Raw genomic sequence first — 24,782 nt, forward strand, 5'->3', positions numbered from 1 at the left:
TGATGGGGCAAAATGCTCGCACATTCTGACCCACCTACCCGTTAATCAAAATTGCACTTCAAACTTGAATCCGCGAGCTTTTCCCTGGCGACATCGCCGCTGTTATCCTCGATCAAACTACCCGGTCGCCGACTTTCCGGGCCGGAAGAAGGCCAATCGCCCCTCGAAAGACCTTCGGCAGACAGATCACCCGCGTCGCCAGACTGAAAATTCATGGCCAATAGCCCACAGGAAAAGTCTCAGCTTCAATGACCACGGGTTCAGGCAGAATTCAACCCCGCGACAGTTCTGTTGCGGCTTGCGGGCGCTGCCCAGGTGCATCACGTGCTTTTTGCGCTCACGGTGGTGTCGTGCGGCTGCGGCGCGTGCGCGGCCCGCGAGCCAGCGCGGCGGTTTCGCCGGCGGCCGGCAGCAGGATTGGGTGTGATTTTGCCAGACGAGAGGGGCTGGGCCGGCTCCAGCGTACAATGGTGCCATGAAGGAGCTAGATGCGTTGCTTGCCGAGATTCGTGCCTGCCGGGTGTGCGCGCCGCATCTGCCCCTGGGGCCGAAGCCGGTGCTGCGGGTCTCTTCGACGGCGCGGCTGTTGATCGTGGGCCAGGCGCCTGGCCGGCGGGTGCATGAGACGGGTCTTCCCTGGAATGACCCCTCCGGGGACCGGCTGCGTGCCTGGCTCAACATGGATCGGGAGCAGTTCTACGACGAGCGGCGTATCGCCATCGTGCCCACGGGCCTGTGTTATCCCGGCTCCGGGCCGCGGGGCGATGCACCACCGCGGCCGGAATGCGCTCCCCTGTGGCATCCGCGCCTGATTCCGTTGATGCCCCACCTCCGCCTGACTCTTCTGGTGGGACAGTATGCCCAGGCCTATTACCTGGGTCGGCGGGCCAAACGGAGTCTGCGCGAGACCGTGGCCAGTTGCCGGGAGTATCTGCCGGAGTATTTTCCGCTGCCCCATCCGAGTCCCCGCAATCAACTGTGGTTCAAACAGAATCCCTGGTTCGAGGCGGAGGTGCTGCCCCTGTTGCGGGAACGGCTGGCGATGCTGGGATGCTGACCTGGGTCCTCTTGCCGGGACTGGATGGTATCGGCCGTTTCCGTACCCTAAAGGCGACGCTGGCGGGCAGGGTGCCTGTGCAGGCGATCTCCTACCCGCCCGATCTGCCTTTGGGTTATGACGCGCTCCTCGAACGGGTGGAGGCGGCGCTGCCGGCGACGGAGTACTGCCTGGTGGCGGAATCCTTTTCCGGCCCGCTTGCCATCCGGCTTGCCGCGAAAAGGCCAGTAGGACTGCGGGCGCTGGTGCTGGCGGCGGGTTTTTGTTCCTGCCCGCTGTCAATGCCCTTGCGCCTCTTTGTGCCCCTGCTTCGGGGCAGGCTGTTGTCACGGCCGCCGCCGGTGTGGCTGGCGAAGTTTTTCTTTCTCGGCCGCGAGGCGTCTCCCGATCTCCTTGCCGATCTTGCGGCTTCCAGCAGGCTGGTGCGGCCCGAGGTGCTGGCCTGTCGCCTGCGGGAGATTCTCCGCGTCGATGTCTGCGATGCGCTTGCGGCGGTTACGGTGCCGATGCTCTATCTTGGCGCGCGCCATGACCGGCTGGTGCGGCCGGCGGTGGCGGAAGCCATGCGCCGTGTTGCGCCGCAGCTTTCGGTGTGTATGCTGCCCGCGCCCCACATGCTGCTGCAGACCCATCCCCATGAGGCGGCCAGGGCCATTGCCGCTTTTCTCGCCCGCCACGGGCTGGGACAGCCGTTGTTATAATCGCGACTTTGTCTGCAGAAGAAACGATCCCACCATGCTCGAAGCCTATCGTGCCCATGTCGCCGAACGCGCGGCGCAGGGTTTGCCGCCGCTGCCCCTCAATGCCGAACAGGTCGCCGCCCTCGTGGAGCTCATCAAGCGGCCGCCGGCAGGGGAGGAGGATTTCCTCCTCGATCTTCTGGAAAACCGTGTGCCCCCCGGGGTGGACCAGGCCGCCTACGTGAAGGCCGCCTTCCTCGCCGATGTCGCCCGCGGCAGGGCAGAAACGCCGCTCATCTGCCGTCAGCATGCGGTGCAGATTCTGGGCACCATGCTGGGCGGCTACAACGTCGCGCCCCTCATCGAGCTGCTGGACGATCCCACCCTGGCGCCGGACGCGGTGCAGGCGCTGTCCCATATCATCCTCATGTTCGATGCCTTCCACGACGTGGTGGACAAATTCAGGGCCGGCAATCCCCACGCCCGGGCGCTTCTGGAATCGTGGGCGGAAGCGGAATGGTTCATAAGCCGCGCGCCGCTTTCGGAAGCGATCACCTGCGTGGTGTTCAAGGTGCCGGGCGAAACCAATACCGATGATCTTTCACCGGCGACGGAAGCCTGGTCGCGGCCCGACATCCCCCTCCATGCCCAGGCCATGCTGGCCAACAAGATGCCGGAGGCGCTGCGGATCATCGCCGAACTCAAGCAGAAGGGCCTGCCCCTTGCCTACGTGGGCGATGTGGTGGGAACGGGCTCCTCGCGCAAATCCGCCATCAACTCCCTGCAGTGGCACATGGGCCAGGACATTCCCCATCTGCCCAACAAGCGCACGGGCGGCATCGTGCTGGGGGGGAAGATCGCCCCCATTTTCTTCAATACGGCGGAGGATTCCGGCGCGCTGCCCATCCAGTGCGACGTCAGCCGCATGGAAATGGGACAGGTGATCACGATCCACCCCTATGCGGGCCGCATCACCGACGAGCGCGGTGAAGTGATCGCCACCTTCGAGCTCGCGCCCCTCACCCTTCCCGATGAGATCCGGGCCGGCGGACGCATTCCCCTGATCATCGGCCGGGGGCTCACCAACAAGGCGCGGGAGGCGCTGGAGCTTGCGCCTTCCGAACGTTTCATCAAGCCGGTGGTGCCACGGGATACGGGGCGGGGCTACACCCTGGCCCAGAAAATCGTCGGCCGCGCCTGCGGCGTGGCGGGCGTGCGGCCCGGCACCTATTGCGAGCCGAAAATGACCACCGTCGGTTCCCAGGACACCACCGGTGCCATGACGCGGGACGAACTCAAGGAACTGGCCTGTCTGGGCTTTTCCGCCGACCTGGTATTGCAGAGTTTTTGCCACACCGCGGCCTATCCCAAGCCGGTGGACATCAAGCTGCAGCACGAGCTCCCCGAATTCATCATCTCCCGCGGCGGTGTGTCCCTCAAGCCGGGGGATGGCGTGATTCATTCCTGGCTCAACCGCATGCTGCTGCCGGATACCGTGGGCACCGGCGGTGATTCCCATACGCGCTTCCCCATCGGCATCAGCTTCCCCGCCGGCTCTGGCCTCGTGGCCTTCGCCGCCGCGATGGGGGTGATGCCGCTGGACATGCCGGAATCGGTGCTGGTGCGCTTCAAGGGCAAAATGCAGCCCGGCATCACTTTGCGCGATCTGGTGAATGCCATTCCCTATGTGGCCATTCAGCAGGGCGTGCTTACCGTGGGCAAACAGGGCAAGAAAAACGTCTTCAACGGCCGCATTCTGGAAATCGAAGGGCTGCCCGACCTTAAAGTGGAACAGGCGTTCGAGTTCGCCGATGCCTCGGCCGAGCGTTCCGCCAATGGTTGCACGGTGCGCCTGAACAAGGAGCCGGTCATCGAATTCCTCAATTCCAATATCGTGCTCCTGGAACACCTGATCGAGTCCGGCTATCAGGATGCGCGCACCCTCAGGCGGCGCATCGATGCCATGCGTGCCTGGCTTGATGAGCCTCAGCTGCTTGAACCCGATGCCGACGCCGAATATGCTTATGTCCTGGAAATCGATCTCGACCAGATCCGGGAGCCGCTGGTCGCCTGCCCCAACGATCCGGATGACATCAAGCCACTGTCGGCCGTGGCCGGGGACCGCATCGACGAGGTGTTCATCGGCAGTTGCATGACCAATATCGGGCACTATCGGGCTGCGGCACGGGTGCTGGAAGATGCGGCGTCGATTCCCACCCGTCTGTGGATTGCGCCGCCCACGCGCATGGATGAGGCCCAATTGCGGGAGGAGGGCGTCTATGCGGTGTTCGGCCGCGTCGGTGCCCGCACCGAAATGCCCGGCTGTTCCCTTTGCATGGGCAACCAGGCGCGGGTGGCGGATCATGCGACGGTCTTTTCCACCAGCACACGCAATTTCGACAACCGCATGGGCAAGGGCGCGCGCGTCTATCTGGGCTCGGCGGAGCTTGCCGCCGTGTGTGCGGTGCTGGGCCGCATTCCCACCGTGGAGGAGTATCTCGCCGTGGTGCAGAACAAGATCGCGCCGCTTGCGGAGAATATCTACCGCTACCTCAATTTCCACCAGATGGAGCGCTACATCAGGCCGGGGAAGGTCATCCCGGTGATGCAGGTGTAAGAGCGCCACTGCGCAGGACACGGAGTCAATGCAGAGAAACGCTGCGCAGGCGGTGGTTCAGGACTCTAAGTAGGAACAACACATGAAACTGATCGGCTCGCTCACCAGTCCTTTCGTGCGCAAGGTGCGCATCGTGGCCATGGAAAAGCACATCGAGCTGGAATTCGTGGTGGATGTACCCTGGGAACCCGACACCCGCGTACCGGAGGCCAATCCCCTGGGCAAGGTGCCGGTGCTGGTGATGGATGATGGCAACACCCTTTTTGACTCGCGGGTGATCGTCGAATATCTGGACTCGGTCACGCCGGTGTCGCGGCTCATCCCCGAAGGCAACCGCCAGCGCATCGCGGTCAAGCGCTGGGAGGCGCTGGCGGATGGGATCGTCGATGCCGCGGCGCTCATCTTCCTGGAACGCACGCGCCGCGCGCCCGAGTGCCAGAGCCGCGACTGGATCGTGCGGCAGGAGCAGAAAGTTTTCCGGGGCCTGGAAGCCATGTCCGAGGAGCTGGGGGAAAAGCGGTTTTGCACCGGCGAGACCATGAACCTCGCCGACATCGCCGTGGGCTGCTGCCTTGGCTATCTGGATTTCCGTTTTCCTGAAATCCAGTGGCGGGAGGCTCACCCCAACCTTGCCCGCCTCGCGGAGAAGCTCTTCGCCATGGAGCCCTTCCAGCGCACCGTGCCGGTGGCCTGAGGCCGCCCCCTTGAGAGCCGGCAGGGGGCCTCGCCATGGATTCTGCACGGCTTTCCCGCAACGGGACCCAACTGGCTCAACCTTCCCCCTGGGTCGTGCGCTGGAGTCCGGCAATCCCGGCGCGCGGCCGGGTGCTGGACCTCGCCGCGGGCAGTGGCCGGCATGCCCGATGGCTCACGGCGAGCGGCTATCGCGTGCTGGCGGTGGACCGCGATGCCGACGCCCTCGCCGGCCTCACACGGGAGGGCATCGAAGTGATGCAGGCGGACCTCGAACAAGGCCCCTGGCCGTTGCCCGATGCACATTTCGATGGCATCGTCGTCACCTGCTATCTGCACCGGCCGCTCTTTCCCCTGCTCGAAGCAGCGCTTGCCCCGGGCGGCGTGCTGATCTACGAAACTTTCATGGTGGGACAGCAGGACTTCGGGCGTCCCACGCGTCCGGACTTTCTGCTGCGGCCCAACGAGCTTTTGGGTGCTTTTCCGGGCCTTGTCGTGCTTGCCTTCGCCCAGGGCTACAGCCAGGCACCGCGCCCGGCGATGATGCAGCGCATCACGGCGTATCGTCCCTAGCGCGGGGTAGGGCGCGGAAGGGCGCCACTGGCCGGGGCGGCTCCACGCCGAAGGGGAGATAACGATAGAGCAGGCTGTCGTATCGCAAATCGCGCCAGCGCCACCAGAGCACCCGGCCCCCCTCCCGGTGGGACCAGCGGGTGCAGACGAGATGGGGGCCACGTTCCATGGGCAGGACCACCCCGTGCAGCAGACACACCTTGCTTCCGGCCTCGTTGCGGAAATGGCGGCAGTTCCAGCATTCGGGCTCGCGATTCACCGCCATCATGCAATGATGCCGCCACCGAGGCATACCTCTCCTGCATAGAGCACCACCGATTGCCCCGGCGTCACCGCCCACTGGGGGGCGGCGAAGCGCAGGGTGAAACCCGCCTCGTTCACGGTTTCCAGGTGGCAGAGGGCGTCCTGCTGCCGGTAACGGGTTTTGGCGGTGCAGGCCAGCCCGCTTTCGGGTGGCGTGCCGGCGATCCAGGCGGATTCGATGGCCTGCAAATGATCCTTGAGGAGCAGCGGGTGATCATGACCCTGGACGACGATCAGCACGTTACGTGCCAGATCCTTGCCCGCCACATACCAGGGCTTGCCCGGGCCGCCGATGCCCAGGCCATGGCGCTGGCCGATGGTGTAATACATCAGGCCCTCATGCCGGCCCACGCGGCGTCCCTCCGGTGTTTCCATGTCCCCCGGCTGACGGGGTAGATAACGGGAGAGGAACTCGCGGAAATTGCGCTCGCCGATGAAACAGATGCCGGTGCTGTCCTTCTTGGCGTGGGTGGGCAGACCGGCTTCGCGGGCGATCGCCCGCACTTCGCTTTTAAGGAGATCCCCCAGGGGGAAAAGGGTGCGCGCGAGCTGCGCCTGGTTGAGGCGGTAGAGGAAATAGGTCTGGTCTTTCGCCGCATCCCGCGCCTTGAGGAGCTCGAAGCGGCCGTCACGCTCCCGCAGGCGGGCATAATGGCCGGTGGCGATGTGCTGGGCGCCCAGGCTCAGGGCGTGTTCCAGGAAGGCCTTGAACTTGATCTCCGAGTTGCACAGCACGTCCGGGTTGGGCGTGCGCCCGGCCTGATATTCCCGCAGAAAATAGCTGAACACCCGCTCCTTGTATTCGCGGGCGAAGTTCACCGCCTCCACCTCGATGCCGATCACTTCCGCACAGGCAAGGACATCGAGGAAATCCTGGCGCGCGGGGCATTCCTCGTCATCCTCCCAGTTGCGCATGAACAGGCCCACCACCTCGTAGCCCTGCCGCTTCAGGAGCAGGGCGGCAACGGAGGAATCGACCCCCCCGGACATGCCCACCACCACCCGCTCAGCCATGGGGCCCGGCCCCCTTTTTCCATTCCTGCAGGGTGAACACGGCGGCGGGCTCCCCATTGTCGAAGAACCAGGAATCCACCACGTAATCCCTGCCGCTTTCCCGCTCCCGGATGTGGGCTGCCCAGTGGGCATCGAAAAGCCAGGGGGCGCGCACCACCGGTTCCAGCACGGTATGGAAGCGCAACAGCCCGCGCCGCTCCAAAAGCCGCAGATAGGCGGTGGTGTTGTGGGCGTGATCGATGCAATCCATGCGTCCCTCGACGCCGTCATCGTTCAGATTGCCGCCGCGGTCATTGTGGATGGGTGTCTGTTCGCCGGCGATGCGCCCCATGAGACCAACGGCGAGCTGGATCGACGCCCGCTCCAGTGCCGGGGTGTCGGCGCCCTCGAAGAGGGCGTCGAGCGCGAGAAGATGATTCACATCGAACACCACCTGAGCGCGGGTGTGGCAACCCCAGTTGTAGCAGATGGTGAGCGTCTCGTCGGCGTGGGCGCAGACCGACAGGCAGGCGGCGAGGAGGACAAGGAGGCGCATCACGTGAGATGGCGGAGGAGTTCCAGGGAATAGCGCCGGCCCGCCAGATGGTCCTCCACGCAGCGGCTCACCAGGGGGCTGCGGTGTTGCGCGGCCTGGGCGCGAATTTCCTCCGGCGTCAGCCACACCGTGCGCACGATGCCCGCATCGAGGGGGCGCGTGGGATCGAAGTCTACGATCTCGCCGGCGAAGGCGAAGCGCAGATAGGTGATGGCTTTTGCGGGATGCGGCCAGCGGTAGATGCCCACCAGCGCCGTGGGCTGGAAGTGATAGCCGGTCTCCTCCAGGGTTTCCCGTATTGCGCCTTCGATGAGGGTTTCGTGCTGCTCCCAATGGCCCGCCGGCTGATTGAGCACCCGGGTGCCGCTGACGTATTCCTCCACCAAAAGGTAGCGTCCCTCGTGCTCCACCACGGCGGCCACGGTGACATGGGGTGTCCAGATCATGGATGCTTGGTCTTACGCGAGTCGGGGGAAAAGTTCCATGAGGCCGCGGGCAATGGTTTCCACCGCCATGGCCGCCAGGATCAGGCCCATGAGCCGGGTGACGATGTTGAGGCCGGTGCGGCCCAGCCGGCGGGCGATGCGGCTGCCCAGCAGGAACACCCCCCACACCACCAGGGTGACGGTGATGATGGGAATGAGGAGCAGCACATGGCCCAACAGATCGCCATGACGGAACTGGTGGGCGGCGATGATCACCGAGGAAATGGCGCCGGGGCCGGCAAGCAGAGGCACGCCCAGCGGCACCACACCAATGGCCTGGCGGTCGGCCACCTCCACCGCTTCTTCTGGCGTCTGGCGGATGGGACTTTCCCGGGCCTGCAGCATGGAGATGGCAAGCAGCAGAATGAGGATGCCGCCACCCACCATGAAGGAGCCGATGCTCACGTTGAAAAAATCCAGGAGCCGGTCACCGAGGAAGGCGGCCAGCATGAGCACCAGAAACACCGTGAGGGCCACGGTGCGCGCGGTGCGGGCGCGTTCCCGTGCCGGCCAGCCGCGGGTGGCCCCGATGAAGACGGGAATGCCGCCAAAGGGATTGACGATGGCAAGCAAAGCCACGGTGATCTTGAAGAGCTGTTGCCATTCGTGCATCAAAGGATTCCCACAAATCGCTATTTTACCTGCCGCAGGCGGTGTGATGGGAGGCGCACCTCGCGCCACTCGCCCGGGGCCAGTCCTTCCAGGGTCCACGGCCCCACCGCCCAGCGGATGAGGCGCAGGGTGGGGTGGCCCACCGCAGCGGTCATGCGGCGCACCTGACGGTTCTTGCCTTCGCGCAGGATGACGGTGAGCCAGCTCGTTGGAATGTGTTTGCGAAAGCGCACCGGCGGATGCCGCGGCCACAGGTGCGGCGGTTCTGCCATGGGCCACACCTCCGCCGGCAGGGTGACGAAGTCCCCGAGGTTCACGCCCTGCCGCAGCTTTTCCAGCGCCCGCTCATCGGGAATGCCCTCCACCTGCACCCAGTAAGTCTTGGGCAGTTTGTGCCGCGGGTCGGTGATGCGGTGATTGAGCCTGCCGTCATCGGTTAAAATGACCAGCCCTTCGCTGTCCGTGTCCAGCCGACCGGCGGGATAGACGCCGGGCACCCGCACGTAGTCTTTGAGGGTGGAGTGCCGGCCGTCCGGGCGGAACTGGCAGATCACCCCATAGGGCTTGTTGAGCAGAATCAGACGCGACATCGCCAAAAGAGAGCGGACAGGATTGGCAGCATCGGCAAAACGCAGGCGAAATGCAAGGGCCGCCAATCCTGTCCATTTTCATTGCATGCGGAATCCATCATGACGAGCTTCATCAAGGTGCCCGCCCAGGGCGAAAAAATCACCGTCAATGCCGACTTCAGCCTGAACGTGCCGGACCGGCCCATCATCCCCTTCATCGAGGGCGATGGCATCGGCGTGGACATCACGCCGGTGATGCAGCGGGTGGTCGATGCCGCGGTCGAGAAGGCCTATGGCGGCCGGCGGCAGATCCAGTGGATGGAAATTTACGCCGGGGAGAAGGCCAAACGTCTCTATGGGGGCGATGTCTGGCTGCCCGAGGAAACCGTGGCCGCTGCCCGCGAGTATGTGGTTTCCATCAAGGGGCCGCTCACCACGCCCACCTCGGGCGGCATTCGTTCCCTCAACGTCGCCCTGCGGCAGCAGCTCGATTTGTACGTCTGCCTGCGCCCGGTGCGTCATTTCCGCGGCGTGCCGAGCCCGGTGAAGGTGCCGGAAAAGGTGGACATGGTGATCTTCCGCGAGAACACGGAGGACATCTACGCCGGCATCGAGTGGGAGGCGGGCAGCGAAGGGGCGAAGAAGGTCATCGCCTTCCTCGCCGAAGAAATGGGCGTGGCGGACAAAATCCGTTTCCCCGCCACCGCCGCCATCGGCATCAAGCCGGTCTCACGGGAAGGCAGCGAGCGCCTGATCCGCAAGGCCATCCGCTATGCCATCGACAACGGCCGCAAGTCCGTGACCCTGGTGCACAAGGGCAACATCATGAAGTTCACCGAGGGGGGCTTCAAGAAATGGGGCTATGAACTGGCGGTGCGGGAATTCGGCGCCAAACCCATCGGGGATGGCCCGTGGATGGCGCTGGATAACGGGATTGTCATCAAGGACGTGATCGCCGACGCCTTCCTGCAGCAGATCCTGCTCCGCCCGGAGGAATACGACGTCATCGCCACCCTCAACCTCAACGGCGATTACATCTCGGATGCCCTGGCGGCGGAGGTGGGGGGGATTGGCATCGCGCCGGGTGCCAACCTTTCCGACTCGGTGGCCATGTTCGAAGCCACCCATGGCACCGCGCCCAAATATGCGGGTCAGGACTACGTGAACCCCGGCTCCCTCGTCCTGTCGGCGGAGATGATGCTGCGCCACATGGGTTGGAGCGAGGCGGCGGACCTCATCATCCGGGGCATGGAGGGGGCGATTGGCGCCGGCCGGGTCACCTATGACTTTGCTCGTCTCATGCCCGGTGCCACCCAGGTTTCCTGCTCCGCCTTCGGCCAAAGCATCATTGACCACATGTAACGGCCGCGCCGCACCGGCGGCGCGGCACTGTGGTATGTTAAGGGGAAGTGCGTCCGCCAGCCGGGGCGCTCGATGGCCTTGCCGGCGGACGCGGGGCAAGCCAGCGGGGGAGGAAAGGTCATGTCCGTCACCAACGTTAAGCTGCATCCTGCCGCGGAGCTTCTGCCGGCGCGGCGCTATGCCGTCATCCTCGCCGGTGGCTCGGGTACCCGCCTGTGGCCCATCTCCCGCGCCAACAAGCCGAAGCAGCTTCTCGCCCTGAACGGCGGTGAAAGCCTGCTGCAGCAGACGGTGCGGCGCGTGCTGCCCCGGGTAGAGCCGGCGCGGGTGCTCACCGTTACCGCCAGCGAATACCGCTTCGAGGTGGCGGGCCAGTTGCATGCCATCCACCCGCTGCTCGCCAATGGCGTGCTGGCCGAACCCATGGGGCGCAACACGCTGCCGGCCATCGCCTGGGCCTGCGCTCGCATCGCCCGGGAAACGCCGGAGGCCACCGTGGGCGTGTTTTCCTCCGACCATGCGGTGGCCGATACCGATGCCTTCCTCGAGGCGTGGGAAAGCGCGGAGGCGGCTGCACAGCGCGGCCTCATCGCCCTCTTCGGCATGAAGCCCACCGAGCCGGCCACCGGTTACGGTTACATCCAGGCCGGGCCGCCGCTGGCGGCGGGGGAGAGCGGCCCCATCGGCCGCGTGCAGACGGCGATGCGCTTCGTGGAGAAACCGGACGCCGACACCGCCCGCCGTTATCTCACACAGGGGGATTATTTCTGGAACGGCGGCATGTTCGTCTTCCGCGCCGACCGTTTCCTGGAACTGCTCAAGGCGCATCAGCCGGCGGTGTACGAGGTTGCCCAGGCGCTGGCGCAAAGCGGGTCGGCGCAGGCACCGGCGGAACTCTACGCCACCATGCCCGATGTTTCCATCGACTACGGGCTGCTGGAACTCACCCGGGACGTGGCGGTGGTGCCGGTGGACATGGGCTGGAGCGATCTCGGCTCCTGGGAGGCCATCTATCAGCAACGGGAAAAGGATGAGCGGGGCAATGTCATCCAGGGCGAGGTGCTTGCCGTGGACAGCAGCGATAATCTGCTCTGGAGCGAGCACGGCCTGGTGGCGACCCTCGGTGTCGAGGGTCTCGCGGTGGTGCAGACCCGGGATGCCACCCTCGTCTGCCCGCGGGAACGGGTACAGGACCTCAAAACGCTGGTGGCGGCGGTGAAGGAACGCCACGCCCATCTCGCGGAAACCCATCTCACCGTGACGCGTCCCTGGGGCAGCTATACCGTGCTGGAGGAGGGGCCCTTCTACAAGATCAAGCGCATCGTCGTCAACCCTGGTGCCAAGCTCTCCATGCAGATGCACTATCACCGTTCCGAGCACTGGGTGGTGGTGGCGGGCACGGCGCGCATCACCAACGGCGAGACGGAAATCTATCTGGAGGAAAACCAGTCCACCTACATTCCCAAGACCCACCGCCACCGGCTGGAAAACCCCGGTCGCATCCCGCTGCAGATCATCGAAATCCAAAGCGGCCCCTATCTTGGCGAAGACGACATCGTGCGCTTCGACGACGTCTATGGGCGCACCTGTGAAGGAGGGCAAGGGTGACACCGCCCCTTTTCATCCTGCCCCCCTGGCTCAAGGATTTCCGCGCCATTGCCGTGGCCCTGCTGTCGGAAGAAGGGGAGATCATCGAGGCCAACGAGGGGTTTGTCGCCACCCTCGCCGGTCTCGCTGAAGGCACCCCCTCAAGCGTCTTCATCGAGCCCAGCTTCGCCCTGCTGCGCGCCTCGCCGGCGCAGGCCGACGGGCTGGTCTATCAGGGTCTGTTGCGGCTGGGTGCGCCGGACGGCCCCCAGCGTTCCCTCGCCGGCCGGGTCTATCGCATGAACCGCCTGCTTTTCGTCGCCGCCGAGATGGACATCAGCGCCTTCGAGGAGCAGAGCCAGGAGCTGGCCAAGACCCGGCAGGAACTGGACGAAGTGCGCCGGGTCCTCACCCGCCGCGGCCATGCCCTGCAACAGGCGCTGGACGAGATCGCCCAGTTGAAGCGCCTCGATACCGTGACGGGGCTGGCCAACCGGGCCGTGCTGGATCAACGCATGGAGGATGAAATCCGGCGCTGGGAGCGCTCGCGGCGGCCCCTCGCTCTGCTGCTCATGGACATCGACAATTTCACCGCCATCAACGAAAACTACGGCCGCGAGGTGGGCGACGAGATCCTCGCCCACATCGCCACGCTGGTGAAACAGGCGGTGCGGGGCGTCGATCTTGCCGTGCGCTATGGCGGACAGGAATTCGCCCTGCTCCTGCCGGAGACCAACGAAATGGGCGCCATCATCGTCGCCGAGCGGATTCGCATGGAGCTCGAGGGGCAACTGATCCTGCCCGTGCTGGAACCCATTACCGCCAGCTTCGGTGCCGCCACCTACATCGGCGGCGAAACCCGCGCCGAGTTCTATGCCCGGGCCTGGCGTGCCCTCAAGCATTCCAAGAGCCATGGCAAGAACTGCGTCACCATGGCCGGCGTGGTGGCGGAGTGTGACCATCTCTACCAGGGGGGCGGCGTCCTGCAAGCCGGTTCGGAGGCATGATGTTCCACACCATCGAACATTTCGTCGGCAACACGCCATTGGTGAAACTCAAACGCCTGCCCGGCAACACCACGAACACCGTGCTGGTGAAGCTGGAGGGCAACAACCCGGCGGGCTCGGTGAAGGACCGTCCGGCGCTGTCCATGATCATGCGTGCCGAGGCGCGCGGTGAAATCAAGCCCGGTGACACCCTCATCGAGGCCACCAGCGGCAACACCGGGATCGCGCTCGCCATGGCGGCCGCCATTCGCGGCTATCGCCTGATCCTGGTCATGCCGGAGCACATGAGTGTGGAACGCCGCCAGGTGATGCGCGCCTTTGGTGCCGAGATCATCCTCACCTCCCGCGAGGGCAGCATGGAGGAGGCCATCGACGTGGCCAACCGCCTGCAGGCGGAAGGCAAAGGACGCATCCTCAACCAGTTCGCCAACCCTGACAATCCCCAGGCCCATTACGAAGGCACAGGGCCGGAAATCTGGCGCGATACCGGCGGCACCCTCACCCACTTCGTCTCCAGCATGGGCACCACCGGCACCATCATGGGCTGCTCCCGCTATTTCAAGGAAAAAAATCCCGCCATCCAGATCATCGGCGTGCAGCCGGAGGAGGGGGCGCAAATCCCGGGCATCCGCAAATGGCCGCCGGAGTATTTGCCCAAGATCTACGATCCCAGCCGCGTGGACCGCATCCTCTACGTGAGCCAGCAGGAGGCGGAGGAAATGACCCGGCGCCTTGCCCGCGAGGAAGGCATCTTCGCTGGCATTTCTTCTGGTGGCGCGCTGGCGGCGGCGCTGCGGGTGTCAGCGGAGGTGGAGAACGCGGTGATCGTCTCCATCGTCTGCGACCGCGGCGACCGTTATCTTTCCACGGGTGTGTTCCCCGCTTGAACCCCGTGGGTGACACCCCGCGGCTCATTCTTGCCCTGCTGTGCTTTTTTCCCGCCTTCGCCTTGGCCAGTTCCCAGCTCAACCTGGACCTGGGCGGGCTTAAGGGCCCCGGCTTTGCGGCTCGGGGCGTGCGGCTCACCCTGTCCCTCGCCGGGCAACGGCCGGCGAGCCTCGACATCGCCGCCCTCACGGTGGGAAAGCAGCGTTTCCATGACCTGCACCTTGCCTGCCAGCAGACCCAGTTCACCGCCGACCGTGTCGTCTGCGATGCGGGGCGCCTCAATTTCCTGCCGGACCTGGCCCTGCGGCTGGTTTATGACCGCGAGCGGCGGGAGCTGGAAATCGCCCTCGGCAAGGAAGACGAAAGCTGGCGGCTTTCCCGCCGCCTGGGGGTCACCACCCTGCGGGTCGAAGGGGGCCGGATCAAGCGGTTCGCGGACTGGCTTTTAAGGCCGCTCCCCCTCACCGGCGGCCGGGTCGATGCCACGCTTGTCTGGCAGGCGGGTGATGCCGCCCTTTCCCTGGAGGGACGGCTGCGGGAGGTGGCCTTCTCCGACGTCCAGGGACTGCACGCGGGAGAAGGGCTTGCCCTGAGCTTTGCCCTCAAGGCGCGCCGGCAGACCGACTGGCAGGTGACAGGCAAGCTGAGCTGGGAGGCGGGCGAACTCTTCTGGTCCCCCTTTTACTTCGGCAATGAGCCGCGGCGGCTGCAATTTGCCGGCCGCTTCGATGGCCGCGAATTCATCCTGGATGACGCGCGCCTTCATGTGCCCAGTCTGGGGGAGGTGACCGCGAGTGCCCGCTTCGATGGGGGGACGCGGCAGTTGCAAGCGTTTTCCGTCGCGACTGAGGCGTTGGCTGTCGGCCCCGTCTATGACCTCTTCGTCAAACCCCTGATGGCGGGGCGCCTGTCCGGCGCCCTTGTGGTCACGGGCCGGGCGCGGGGGCGCATGACCATGGAGGCGGGTGAGCCCGCGCAGATCGAGCTTACGGTGCAGGACGGCCGGGTGGCCCACGAAAAAGACCTCTTTGCCCTGGAGGGGGTGAGGCTCGATATGATCTGGCGGCGCGGTGGGGAGGGAGAGGGGCAACTCGCTGCAGAGGGGGGACGCTTCCGTGGGCTTGCCTTGGGGGCCTTCCGCGCGCCCCTTCGGTTCACCGCCACGGGTGTGGGGATCGAGGCGCTCACGATCCCCGTCCTCGATGGTGCCCTCATCCTCTCCCACCTTGCCCTCGGCCGCGGCGAGACGGGTTGGCAGGCCGCGGGGGAAGCCCAGTTGAGACCGGTGTCCATGGAGGCTTTGTCCATGGCCCTCGGTTGGCCCCGCATGCACGGCACGGTATCCGGCATCGTGCCGCGGGTCCGCTGGGAGAAGGACACGCTCAGCATGGATGGGGCCCTGCTTTTGCACGTGTTTGACGGAACGGTGGTGGTGAAGAATCTGCGCGTGGAGCATCTGACGCAGGGGGCAAACCTCACCGAGGCGGAAGTGGACATGGGGAACCTCGATCTCGACCTCCTGACGCGCACTTTTTCCTTTGGTCGCATGGAAGGAAGGGTGGATGTGGTGGTGCGGGACCTTGCCCTCATCAACGGCCGTCCCGTGCGGTTTTCCGCTTCCGTGGCGAGCAGCGCCGGGGATTATCCCCGCCGCATCTCCCAGCGCGCCGTGGACAACATCGCCGCCCTCGGTGGCGGCACCGCCGCGCCCCTAAAGAAAACCTTCTTGCGCGTTTTCGAGGATTTTCGCTACCGCCGGCTGGGGCTCGCAGGAAGGCTTGCGGACAACGTGCTCACCCTTGCCGGTTTGACCGCCCACGATGGGGGCTTCGTCATCGTCGAAGGCGGCGGGATTCCCGCCCTGACGGTCATCGGCTACAATCGCCAGGTCGATTGGAAGGAACTGACGGAGCGGTTGTCCCGCATCCGGCAGGGTGCTTCCCCCGTCATCCGATGAGGACTCCCATGCGCTGTCTTCTGCAACTGGCGGCCCTGACGCTGGTCACAGTGCAGGGCGCGGCCTGTGTCACCATCAACATCTATTTTCCGGCTGCAGCCGCGGAGAAGGCGGCCGACCGCATCATCGACGAAGTGTGGCAGCTCAAGCCGGAGGCGGCCACCGGGGAGAAGCCCAAATGAGACAGCAGATCCGGTTGCTCTGGGCCCTGTTTCTCTTCCTTGTCTGGAGCAGTGCCTTGGCGCAGGGCGCCAATCTGGACATCGACACGCCGGCCATCGCCGCCATCAAGGCGGCGCAACAGGCGCGCCACGTCCACCTCAAGCCCTATTACGAGAGCGGCGCCATTGGCCTCACCCGCGACGGCATGATTGCCCTGCGGGACGCAAGCCTGGTGCCCCTTGCCCAACGGGCCACGGTGAGCGCCCTGGTGGCGGAGGAGAATCGCGATCGGGCGGCGCTCTATCGGGAAATCGCCCGCGCCAACGGACATCCCGAATGGGAGGCCGACATCCGCGCCACCTTTGCCAACCGCTGGATTGCCAAGGCGCCGGCCGGCTGGTATGTGCAGAATGCAGCGGGGGAATGGGTCAGGAAGTAGGGCGGCGCGGCTGTGTATCCCAGGCGATGGCCCAGACATCCGTCCCCAGCGGCGAGGGCGGTGCAGGATTCCGGGTCTTCAGCAGACCATCGAGGAAGACGAGCTCCGCCCAGGCCTCTTCGTCGAAACCATGGCGCTCCGGCCGCTGCCGGCTGGTGAAGAGGAGCGCCTCCAGGTAGCGGGACGCCTCCGCATCGTTTCGCCAGGTTTCCGTCAGCCGGCGGACGATGTGGGGAAAACGCAGTTCCAGCGCACTGTGCATGGTGCTCTCCCCATGGGGTTTATTCATCTGGCATTGTGCGCCCTTCCTGAGGCAAGTCAAGGTCGCCCGGGTTTCCCTTTGGCAGGAGTTTTCCCATGGTTCCCATTCTCGTCTTCGATATCGAAACCGTCCCCGATACGGAAGGGCTGCGTCGGTTGTGGCAGCTCGACGCCGGGGCAACGGCCGAGGAGATCGCGGAGATCGCCTTCCAGCGGCGTCGGCAGGCGACCGGCAGCGATTTTCTGCCCCATCATCTGCACCGGGTGATCGCCATCTCCTGCGTTTTGCGCAACGACGAGGGCTTCCGGGTCTGGTCCCTCGGCACGCCGGAGGCAGGCGAGCCGGAGCTCATCCAGCGTTTTTTCGACGGAATCGAGAAATACACACCGCAGCTCGTATCCTGGAATGGCGGCGGCTTCGACCTGCCGGTCTTGCATTACCGCGCGCTGATCCACGGTCTGTCCGCGCCCCGTTACTGGGACATGGGGGAGGATGACCGCGAGTTCAAATGGAACAACTACATCAGTCGCTACCACACCCGCCATCTGGACCTCATGGACCTGCTCGCCCTCTACCAGCCGCGGGCGAATGTGCCTTTGGACGAACTGGCGCGGCTCATTGGCTTTCCCGGCAAGCTGGGGATGGACGGCTCCCAGGTGTGGTCGGCATGGTGCCGGGGTGAGATCGCCTCCATCCGCGCCTACTGCGAGACCGACGTGGTCAACACCTTCCTCGTTTACCTGCGCTTCCAGTTGCTGCGGGGTTTCCTCACCCGCGCCGCCTATGACGGCGAAGTGGCGCGGGTGCGCGACCATCTCGCCCAGTTGCCGGATGCCCACTGGCGGGAATACCTCGCCGCATGGAAGACCCCTTGAGGTTCCCCGTCTTCCACCTTCTGCGCTGCCGCCTGCCATGAGTGTTTACATCGAATCCCTGGATCACGAGGGGCGTGGGGTGACCCACGTGGAAGGCAAGGTCGTCTTCATCGAAGGCGCGCTGCCGGGGGAATGGGTGGAATACCGGACGTTGCGCCGCAAACCCACCTATGAGCTTGGGGAAGTGACACGGGTGGAAAAACCCAGCTTCATGCGCGTTGTCCCCCGCTGTCCCCATTTTGGTATCTGTGGCGGCTGTCTGCTGCAGCACATGGAAGCTTCCGCCCAGGTGGCCGCCAAACAGCGGGTGCTGGAGGAGAATCTGGCGCGGATCGGCAAGGTGGAGGCGGAGGAAATTCTGCCCGCAGTCCACGGCCCAGCCTGGGGCTACCGGCATCGGGCGCGTCTTTCGGTGCGGCTCGTGCCGAGGAAAGGTGGCGTGCTGGTGGGTTTCCACGAGCGCCGCAGCAGCTTTATTGCCGACATGCACCGCTGTGAGATCCTGCCGCCGCGCATCTCGGCCCTGATCGATCCTTTGCGGGAACTCATCGGCGCGCTGTCCATCCGTGACCGCGTGCCCCAGGTGGAGGTGGCGGTCGGTGAGGAGGGGGTGGTGCTGGTGCTGCGCATTCTCGAACCCCTCACGACGGACGACGAAATCCGGCTGCGGGATTTTGCCGACCGCTACGGCATTCAATGGTGGCTGCAGCCCAAGGGGCCGGACAGCGTCTATCCCTTCTATCCCCTGGAAGCGCCGCCCTTGGCCTACACGTTGCCGGAATTTGGGCTCACGCTTCCCTTTTCGCCCACCGAGTTCACCCAGGTCAACTTCGCCATCAACCGCGTGCTGGTGCGGCGCGCCCTGCGCCTGTTGGATCCGCAGCCGGGCGAAAAAATCGCCGATCTCTTCTGTGGCCTGGGCAATTTCAGCCTGCCCATGGCACGGCGTGGCGCGCAGGTGCTGGGTGTGGAAGGCAACCCGGCCCTGGTGGTGCGGGCCGGCGCCAATGCCCGCGCCAATGGCCTTGAGGGCACCGTCCATTTCGTCGCCGCCGATCTTTTTGCGGTGACGGAGGCGGCGCTGAAGGAGTTGGGCAGCTTCGACAAGATGCTCATCGATCCGCCCCGGGATGGCGCCATCGAAGTGGTCAAGGCTCTGGGGCCGGGCGCCCCGTGGCGCATCGTTTATGTCTCCTGCAGCCCCGCCACCCTGGCGCGGGATGCTGCGGTGCTCTGCCACGAGAAAGGCTATCGGCTCAAAGCCGCGGGCGTGGTGAACATGTTTCCCCACACCGGGCATGTGGAGTCCATCGCCCTCTTCGAGCGGGCATGAAAAAGGGGCGGCAAGGTGCCGCCCCCCGTGGCGGAGGCAAGGCTCAGTCGTGCTCGCCCATGAAGAAACCCAAAAGACTCAGCAGACTCGTGAACAGGTTGTAGAGGGAGACATAGAGGCCGATAGTGGCCAGCACGTAATTGGTCTCCCCACCATTCACGATTTCCCCGGTCTGATAGAGGATCATGCCGCACATGAGCACGGCGAACAGCGCCGACACCGTGAGCGCAAGCTGGGGCAGCGGATGGCCGAGGAGGGCCGCCACCAGGGAGACGATGCCCGCGACGAAGGCCACCAGGACGCCGGCGAGGAGGAAACTTGCCATGAAGCTGAAATCCCGGCGGGAAGTCAGCGCATAGGCCGACAGGCCGAGGAAGGTGATGGCGGTGATCCCCAGGGCGAGCATCACGATCTGCGCACCATTGGCGAGGCTCAGGTAATGGTTCAGCACCGGCCCCAGGCCGAAGCCCAAAAGTGCAGTGATGGCGAAGACCACACCGATGCCGGCCGCGGAGTGAGCGGTGCGCGGCAGGCCAAACCACAGCAGCGCCAGTGCCACCAGGCTGCTCACCAGGCCCACGCCATAGGGCAGGTGGATGACCATGGCGATGCCCGCCGTCACCGCACTGGTGAGAAGCGTCATCGCCAGCAGCGCATAGGTGTTGCGCAAAACCTTCTGCGCCGCGGGAACGGCCGTGACCGCCGCAGGCATCGTGGAATGAGAGCTCGAAAGTTCAGGTTGCATGGATACTCCTTTGGAATCGAAAAACAGTACCGGCTGCTTCAAGGAAACCAACGCGGCCGGCTTTCCGCCCGCCTCTTCGGGAGAGGGCGGTCTTCAGGCTCCCGTAAGACTAGCCAAGGCCGTGAGAAGTTGCAATCGCGGGTGTCAGATGCCGTTTTCCCCAGTATCATTGCAGCGGTTTTGACCCTGTCGCAGGCGACAGGGCAGTGGAGGCTAACGTTCGCCCAGGCGAACGTTAAGCCCGCGCGAGCGGGAGGCCGGAACTAAAACCGCCAGGGAAAGGCGGGTCATCGGAGGCGTGGCCGAGTGGTTTAAGGCAGCGGTCTTGAAAACCGCCAGGGGTTTGCGCCCCTCGTGAGTTCGAATCTCACCGCCTCCGCCAGTTTGCGGGCGCAGCCGCCCATGCCAGGGAAGGCTGCGCAATGATGCCAGCGGTCTGGGGCACACGCCTCCTGGCTTTGGCGCACGAGCAAACAAGAAAGGGCTGCCCGGGGGCAGCCCTCTTTGTTTCAGCCTTGTTGACTGGCTGAATGGTGACTGGCGCGCCCGAAGAGATTCGAACTCCTGACCCCCTGGTTCGTAGCCAGGTACTCTATCCAACTGAGCTACGGGCGCAAGCCCGGCAATTATAACAAAAACGTTTCCCCAGACAATGCCCTGCCCCATGCTTTTCACCCCGGGGCGCCCGCCGTCGCCCTCAAGTTTTCCCACCCCCTGCCGCAAAAAGGCCAACAGCACGGGTCCATGCATAAGAGCGGGAGGAGGTCGCTTTGTTTCGGAAAGTTGCGCTTTATCTCGGGGTCTGGGGCGTGGTCGCGGCCGCGGTGTGGTGGGGTGGGCCGGTGCCGGGCCTCCTCGCCGTGGCCGCTGCCGGCGCGGCGGGGCTCCTTCTGGTCATCCGGGCACGGCCGCCGGCATCCCCGCCGGTGCCGAATGTAGCGGCGGGTCAGTCGGTGGCGGGGGTGCGGGTCGCGGTGGAGGCCTGCCAGCGTGAGGCGCGGACCCTGTGCCGGGCCGGCGTCGAAGATCTGGACCGGGTCAAGGCCCTTTCGGCGGAGGCCATCGAAAAACTCACCGGTAGCTTCGGCGGCATGCACGCCAAGATCCAGCACCAGCGGGACCTGGCGCTGGCCATCGCCCGCGGCGCCGCGGGGGAGCTCAATGGCGGCCACCACGTGAGCTTTGCCGAATTTGTCGGTGAGACCCAGGCGACCCTGGATGCCTTTGTCCAGAACACGCTGGAGAACAGCAAGTTTGCCGTGGAGCTGGTGGAGGTGATGGAAGGCATCAACCGGGAAGCCAGCGCCATGCTGCGTATCCTCGATGAAATCGAAGGCATCGCCAAGCAGACCAACCTGCTGGCCCTCAATGCAGCCATCGAGGCGGCGCGGGCGGGTGAGGCGGGGCGTGGCTTTGCCGTGGTGGCGGACGAGGTGAGGGCGCTGTCGGAGCGGACCAATCACTTCAGCCAGCAGATCCGCGGCCGCATGGATACGGTGCACAACGATCTTAAGCGGGCGAGCCAGTCCATCCAGACGGTGGCGGCGGTGGACATGAGCTTCGTTCTGCAATCCAAACAGCGGGTGGAGGAGGCCATGCGCCACCTGCAGGAGCTCAATGGGGACATGGCCCGCGCCGTGCAGGAGATCGACAGGTTGGCTGGCGAGGTGGATGCGGACGTCAACCAGGCGGTCACCGCGCTGCAGTTCCAGGATTTGTCCAGCCAGTTGATCGGCCATGCGCAAAGCCGCATCCAGGGCGCCGAGGCGGTGCTGGAAAGTTTCCTCCACGGGCTGGAAGAGCAGCTGGAGCTCGACGCCGCCCTGCAGCAGGCGCTCGAGCGGGTCCGGCAGACGGTCGCCGGGCTCGATGAGCGCCGCAGCCCGGTGAGCCAGCAGAGCATGAGCGCTGGCGAAATCGAATTGTTCTGAAGCGAGGTACAGCCATGGGGAAAGTCGTATTGACAGTCGATGATTCTGCTTCCATCCGGCAGATGGTGAGTTTCACCCTGAAAAGCGCCGGCTACGAGGTGGTGGAAGCGGCGGATGGCGAAGAGGGCCTGACCAAGGCCAAGGGGCGGACGGTTGATCTCGTGCTGACCGACCAGAACATGCCGAAAATGGACGGCCTGACCCTGATCAAGAGCCTGAGGGGGCTGCCCCAGTATCGATCGACGCCGATTCTGATGCTCACCACCGAGTCTTCAGAGGCGATGAAATCCGCCGGCCGCAGCGCCGGAGCCACTGGTTGGCTGGTCAAGCCCTTTGACCCCAGCAAGCTCCTCGAGGTGGTGAAGAAGGTCATCGGCTGAACTGCCGCAACGAAGAACAAGAAAGCGAAGGAAGGCGCGATGAGCATCGATTTGAGCCAGTTCCATCAAGTGTTCTTCGAGGAGGCGGCGGAGCATCTGGCGAGCATGGAGACGCTGCTTCTGGCGCTTAATCTGGCCTCGCCCGCGCCGGACGACCTGAATGCCATTTTCCGTGCCGCCCATTCCATCAAGGGGGGCAGCGGTACCTTCGGCTTCACCGACATGACAGAGGTCACCCATGTCGTGGAGACCCTCCTGGACAAGGTGCGCAAGGGCGAACTGACATTGACGGCGGAAATGGTGGATGCGTGCCTTGCCGCCGGCGATGTGCTCAAGGCCCAGCTCAGCCAGCATCAGGGCGGCCCAGCCGTGGAGGAGGAACTGGTGCGGGACATCGTCGCCCGCCTGGAGGCGCTGGCGAGCGGCAGCGCAAAGGGGCGCGCAGACGCCGGGGCAAAAGTCCGCTATGGAATCGAATGCACGCTGACCCGTGACTGCGCGGGGGAAGCAGCTTGTGTGGAAAACCTCCTTTCGGCCTTGAAGGAGCTGGGCGACTGCCAGCTCCTCGCCCCCGCCAGCGCGGAAAACCCGCGCCTTGCCCTCTGGCTCGACACGGAGCGGGAGCCGGCCGCAATCCGCGAAGTGCTCGAGTTCTATGCCCCATCGGAGGAGATTCGCATCGAAGCGCAGCCTGCGGCGGCGGATGAGGGAGGCGGGGAAGCCTGGGGGCTTTTTGCCGAGGCACCGGGTGCGCCGGCGCCCAAGGAGGAAGCAGGCGCGGCCTATGGCTTCTTCAGCGACGCGCCTGGCGCTCCGGCGCTAAAGGAGGAGGCAGGCGAGGGTTTCGGCTTTTTCACCGACGCGCCGGGCGCGCCAGAGGGGAGTCAGGCGGCACAAAGCGCTGCGGTTGCTGCGCCTTCGCCCGCCTCGGCGCAAACGCCGGCGGGTGCCAAAGCGGCAGAGGCAAAGGACACCCGTCCGCGACCCGTCGCGGCGGTTTCCCTGGAGACATCGAGCATCCGGGTGTCGGTGGAAAAGGTGGATCAGCTCATCAACCTGGTGGGGGAACTGGTGATCACCCAGGCCATGCTGGCCCAGTCGGCCAGCATCCTCGACCCAGTGCATGCGGAGCGCGTCCTGGCGGGGATCGACCTTTTGTCCCGCAACACGCGGGACCTGCAGGAGGCCGTCATGTCCATCCGCATGCTGCCCATGAGCACGGTGTTTTCCCGTTTTCCGCGGGTGGTGCGGGATCTCGCCAAGAAGCTGGGCAAGGAAGTGGAGCTGAAGACCATCGGCGAGAGCACCGAACTGGACAAGGGCCTCATCGAAAAAATCACCGACCCCCTCACCCACCTGGTGCGCAACAGCCTCGATCATGGCATCGAGGCGCCGGAGGTGCGTGAAGCGGCGGGCAAGCCGAGAAAAGGCACCCTTACCCTCAAGGCCTCTCACCAGGGGGGCAAGATCGTCATCGAAGTGATGGACGATGGCGCCGGTCTCAATCGCGCCAGGATCCTCGCCAAGGCGCGGGAGCGGGGTTTGCCGGTGAGTGATGCCATGGGCGACGCGGAAGTGTGGCAGCTCATTTTCGCGCCGGGTTTTTCCACGGCGGAGGCGGTGACCGAAGTGTCGGGCCGGGGGGTAGGCATGGACGTGGTCAAGCGCAACATCGAAGCCCTTGGGGGCCGCGTGGAGTTGGAATCCTCGCCCGGTTTCGGCACCCGTGTGGTCATCAGCCTGCCCCTCACCCTCGCCATCCTGGACGGCATGTCGGTGCGCGTGGGCAGCGAGACGTACATCGTCCCCCTTACCGTGGTGGTGGAGTCCCTGCAGCCCCGCCGCGAGGATATCCGCACCATCGCCGGCCAGGGGCGGGTGGTGGCCATCCGCGGCGAATACCTGCCCCTCATACCGCTCGCCGAGGTCTTCGCCGTACCGGGGGCGCTCCATGAGGCGAGCGAGGGCATCCTCGTCGTCGTCGAGGGCGAAAGCGGCAAGGCGGCGCTGCAGGTGGACGAACTGTTGGGCCAGCACCAGGTGGTGATCAAGAGCCTGGAGACCAATTACCGCAAGGTCGAGGGCATATCCGGCGCCACCATCATGGGGGATGGCCGGGTGGCGATGATTCTCGACGTCTCTGCTTTGACCCGCATGGGCCTGCGCCTCACCCGGCAGGCCAAGGCGCCGGCCGAGACTTTGCCAGCATAAGGGAGAGAGCATGGAACAGACGAACGTACCGATGACGGAAGGCCGGCTGCCTGCGGGCTCGGGGGAGTATCTCACCTTCACCCTGGGCAGGGAGGAGTACGGCATAGACATCCTCAAGGTGCAGGAAATCCGCGGCTACGAGCAGCCGACCACCATCGCCCACGCTCCGCCCTTCATCAAGGGTGTGATCAATCTGCGCGGTGTCATCGTGCCCATCATCGACCTGCGCATCAAGCTCGACGTGGGCACGGCGACCTACGACCAGTTCACCGTGGTCATCATCCTCAACGTCGCCGGGCGCGTGGTGGGTATCGTCGTCGATGGCGTGTCGGACGTCATCCAGCTCGGCGCGGAAAACCTGCGCCCACCCCCCGATTTCAGCTCCGTGCTGGATACCCGCTACATCCTGGGCCTGGGCACGGTGGATGAGCGGATGATCATCATCGTCGATATCGAAAAACTCATGACCAGCCGCGACATGGCCCTGGTCGAGGAAACCGCCTGA

The 24,782-nt window shown here is 65.0% G+C and carries 26 protein-coding genes and 2 tRNA genes; 19 read left to right on the top strand and 9 right to left on the bottom strand.

The window, feature by feature from the left end; all coding sequences use genetic code 11:
* Positions 1 to 475 precede the first annotated feature (475 nt).
* The 5 genes from K6T56_10840 to K6T56_10860 all read left to right on the top strand — a co-directional run bounded on the left by K6T56_10840 (position 476) and on the right by K6T56_10860 (position 5,620).
* Entirely contained in the window at positions 476 to 1,057 is a 582-nt protein-coding gene (locus tag K6T56_10840) for a uracil-DNA glycosylase family protein (GenBank protein MCL6556848.1), read from the top strand.
* Positions 1,051 to 1,758, top strand: a complete 708-nt coding sequence (locus K6T56_10845) for a lysophospholipase (GenBank protein MCL6556849.1) — start codon at positions 1,051 to 1,053, stop codon at positions 1,756 to 1,758. The genes K6T56_10840 and K6T56_10845 overlap by 7 nt, the downstream gene beginning before the upstream one ends.
* Positions 1,759 to 1,792: 34 nt before the next feature.
* Positions 1,793 to 4,354, top strand: a complete 2,562-nt coding sequence (gene acnB / locus K6T56_10850; protein ID MCL6556850.1) for a bifunctional aconitate hydratase 2/2-methylisocitrate dehydratase — start codon at positions 1,793 to 1,795, stop codon at positions 4,352 to 4,354.
* Positions 4,355 to 4,436: 82 nt separating this feature from the next.
* Complete coding sequence (locus tag K6T56_10855) at positions 4,437 to 5,048, top strand: glutathione S-transferase (protein ID MCL6556851.1); 612 nt, start codon at positions 4,437 to 4,439, stop codon at positions 5,046 to 5,048.
* 35 nt (positions 5,049 to 5,083) lie between these two features.
* Positions 5,084 to 5,620, top strand: coding sequence for a class I SAM-dependent methyltransferase (locus K6T56_10860; protein ID MCL6556852.1), 537 nt, complete (start codon positions 5,084 to 5,086; stop codon positions 5,618 to 5,620).
* Here K6T56_10860 and K6T56_10865 read toward each other — a convergent pair.
* From K6T56_10865 to K6T56_10890, 6 genes are read right to left on the bottom strand one after another with little or no spacing between them, the layout of a single operon-like run.
* On the bottom strand, positions 5,601 to 5,888 hold the full coding sequence (locus K6T56_10865) for a hypothetical protein (GenBank protein ID MCL6556853.1): 288 nt from the start codon (positions 5,886 to 5,888) through the stop codon (positions 5,601 to 5,603). The genes K6T56_10860 and K6T56_10865 overlap by 20 nt on opposite strands.
* On the bottom strand, positions 5,885 to 6,937 hold the full coding sequence (gene mnmA, locus K6T56_10870) for a tRNA 2-thiouridine(34) synthase MnmA (GenBank protein MCL6556854.1): 1,053 nt from the start codon (positions 6,935 to 6,937) through the stop codon (positions 5,885 to 5,887). Before mnmA ends, K6T56_10865 begins: the two co-directional genes overlap by 4 nt.
* Positions 6,930 to 7,475 (bottom strand): hypothetical protein, encoded by a 546-nt coding sequence (locus K6T56_10875; GenBank protein ID MCL6556855.1) that lies wholly within the window; start codon positions 7,473 to 7,475, stop codon positions 6,930 to 6,932. Before K6T56_10875 ends, mnmA begins: the two co-directional genes overlap by 8 nt.
* Positions 7,472 to 7,918: an NUDIX hydrolase gene (locus K6T56_10880; protein MCL6556856.1), complete on the bottom strand. Its 447-nt coding sequence runs from the start codon at positions 7,916 to 7,918 to the stop codon at positions 7,472 to 7,474. Before K6T56_10880 ends, K6T56_10875 begins: the two co-directional genes overlap by 4 nt.
* A 12-nt stretch (positions 7,919 to 7,930) precedes the next feature.
* Positions 7,931 to 8,569, bottom strand: coding sequence for an NAAT family transporter (locus K6T56_10885; GenBank protein ID MCL6556857.1), 639 nt, complete (start codon positions 8,567 to 8,569; stop codon positions 7,931 to 7,933).
* Positions 8,570 to 8,589: 20 nt separating this feature from the next.
* Positions 8,590 to 9,159 carry a pseudouridine synthase gene (locus K6T56_10890; protein MCL6556858.1) on the bottom strand — a complete coding sequence of 190 codons (570 nt, stop codon included), beginning with the start codon at positions 9,157 to 9,159 and terminating at the stop codon, positions 8,590 to 8,592.
* 99 nt (positions 9,160 to 9,258) lie between these two features.
* Between K6T56_10890 and icd the strand changes: the two genes are divergently transcribed.
* The 7 genes from icd to K6T56_10925 all read left to right on the top strand — a co-directional run bounded on the left by icd (position 9,259) and on the right by K6T56_10925 (position 16,540).
* The gene (gene icd, locus K6T56_10895) at positions 9,259 to 10,500 is read left to right on the top strand and encodes an NADP-dependent isocitrate dehydrogenase (protein MCL6556859.1); all 1,242 of its coding nucleotides are present in this window, start codon (positions 9,259 to 9,261) and stop codon (positions 10,498 to 10,500) included.
* A 120-nt stretch (positions 10,501 to 10,620) separates the two neighbouring features.
* Positions 10,621 to 12,108 carry a mannose-1-phosphate guanylyltransferase/mannose-6-phosphate isomerase gene (locus tag K6T56_10900; protein MCL6556860.1) on the top strand — a complete coding sequence of 496 codons (1,488 nt, stop codon included), beginning with the start codon at positions 10,621 to 10,623 and terminating at the stop codon, positions 12,106 to 12,108.
* A complete protein-coding gene (locus K6T56_10905) occupies positions 12,105 to 13,094 on the top strand; it encodes a diguanylate cyclase (GenBank protein ID MCL6556861.1) in 990 nt (329 codons plus the stop codon). Before K6T56_10900 ends, K6T56_10905 begins: the two co-directional genes overlap by 4 nt.
* Positions 13,091 to 13,981, top strand: coding sequence for a cysteine synthase CysM (cysM, locus tag K6T56_10910; GenBank protein ID MCL6556862.1), 891 nt, complete (start codon positions 13,091 to 13,093; stop codon positions 13,979 to 13,981). The genes K6T56_10905 and cysM overlap by 4 nt, the downstream gene beginning before the upstream one ends.
* A complete protein-coding gene (locus tag K6T56_10915; protein MCL6556863.1) occupies positions 13,978 to 15,939 on the top strand; it encodes a hypothetical protein in 1,962 nt (653 codons plus the stop codon). The genes cysM and K6T56_10915 overlap by 4 nt, the downstream gene beginning before the upstream one ends.
* Before the next feature lie 8 nt (positions 15,940 to 15,947).
* Positions 15,948 to 16,121, top strand: a complete 174-nt coding sequence (locus K6T56_10920; protein ID MCL6556864.1) for a hypothetical protein — start codon at positions 15,948 to 15,950, stop codon at positions 16,119 to 16,121.
* The gene (locus K6T56_10925) at positions 16,118 to 16,540 is read left to right on the top strand and encodes a YdbL family protein (GenBank protein ID MCL6556865.1); all 423 of its coding nucleotides are present in this window, start codon (positions 16,118 to 16,120) and stop codon (positions 16,538 to 16,540) included. The genes K6T56_10920 and K6T56_10925 overlap by 4 nt, the downstream gene beginning before the upstream one ends.
* On the opposite strand, the gene K6T56_10930 is transcribed toward K6T56_10925, so the two are convergent.
* Entirely contained in the window at positions 16,530 to 16,829 is a 300-nt protein-coding gene (locus K6T56_10930) for a hypothetical protein (protein MCL6556866.1), read from the bottom strand. The genes K6T56_10925 and K6T56_10930 overlap by 11 nt on opposite strands.
* Before the next feature lie 68 nt (positions 16,830 to 16,897).
* Between K6T56_10930 and K6T56_10935 the strand changes: the two genes are divergently transcribed.
* The gene (locus K6T56_10935) at positions 16,898 to 17,677 is read left to right on the top strand and encodes a 3'-5' exonuclease (protein ID MCL6556867.1); all 780 of its coding nucleotides are present in this window, start codon (positions 16,898 to 16,900) and stop codon (positions 17,675 to 17,677) included.
* Positions 17,634 to 19,010 carry a 23S rRNA (uracil(1939)-C(5))-methyltransferase RlmD gene (gene rlmD / locus K6T56_10940; GenBank protein ID MCL6556868.1) on the top strand — a complete coding sequence of 459 codons (1,377 nt, stop codon included), beginning with the start codon at positions 17,634 to 17,636 and terminating at the stop codon, positions 19,008 to 19,010. The genes K6T56_10935 and rlmD overlap by 44 nt, the downstream gene beginning before the upstream one ends.
* Before the next feature lie 43 nt (positions 19,011 to 19,053).
* Here rlmD and K6T56_10945 read toward each other — a convergent pair whose 3' ends face one another.
* Positions 19,054 to 19,755, bottom strand: coding sequence for a Bax inhibitor-1/YccA family protein (locus tag K6T56_10945; protein ID MCL6556869.1), 702 nt, complete (start codon positions 19,753 to 19,755; stop codon positions 19,054 to 19,056).
* 292 nt (positions 19,756 to 20,047) lie between these two features.
* On the opposite strand from K6T56_10945, the gene K6T56_10950 reads away from it, so the two are divergent.
* Positions 20,048 to 20,137 (top strand) — tRNA-Ser (locus K6T56_10950).
* A gap of 156 nt (positions 20,138 to 20,293) precedes the next feature.
* Here the strand turns inward: K6T56_10950 and K6T56_10955 are convergent.
* Positions 20,294 to 20,370, bottom strand: a tRNA-Arg gene (locus tag K6T56_10955).
* Positions 20,371 to 20,525: 155 nt separating this feature from the next.
* Here K6T56_10955 and K6T56_10960 point away from each other — a divergent pair.
* From K6T56_10960 to K6T56_10975, 4 genes are read left to right on the top strand one after another with little or no spacing between them, the layout of a single operon-like run.
* Positions 20,526 to 21,686, top strand: coding sequence for a hypothetical protein (locus K6T56_10960; protein MCL6556870.1), 1,161 nt, complete (start codon positions 20,526 to 20,528; stop codon positions 21,684 to 21,686).
* A 14-nt stretch (positions 21,687 to 21,700) separates the two neighbouring features.
* Positions 21,701 to 22,066, top strand: a complete 366-nt coding sequence (locus K6T56_10965) for a response regulator (GenBank protein MCL6556871.1) — start codon at positions 21,701 to 21,703, stop codon at positions 22,064 to 22,066.
* A 39-nt stretch (positions 22,067 to 22,105) separates the two neighbouring features.
* On the top strand, positions 22,106 to 24,277 hold the full coding sequence (locus K6T56_10970) for a chemotaxis protein CheW (GenBank protein ID MCL6556872.1): 2,172 nt from the start codon (positions 22,106 to 22,108) through the stop codon (positions 24,275 to 24,277).
* Between the two features lie 31 nt (positions 24,278 to 24,308).
* Positions 24,309 to 24,782: a chemotaxis protein CheW gene (locus K6T56_10975; GenBank protein ID MCL6556873.1), complete on the top strand. Its 474-nt coding sequence runs from the start codon at positions 24,309 to 24,311 to the stop codon at positions 24,780 to 24,782.

The organism is Burkholderiales bacterium, from assembly GCA_023511995.1.
Lineage (GTDB): Bacteria > Pseudomonadota > Gammaproteobacteria > Burkholderiales > Thiobacteraceae > Thiobacter.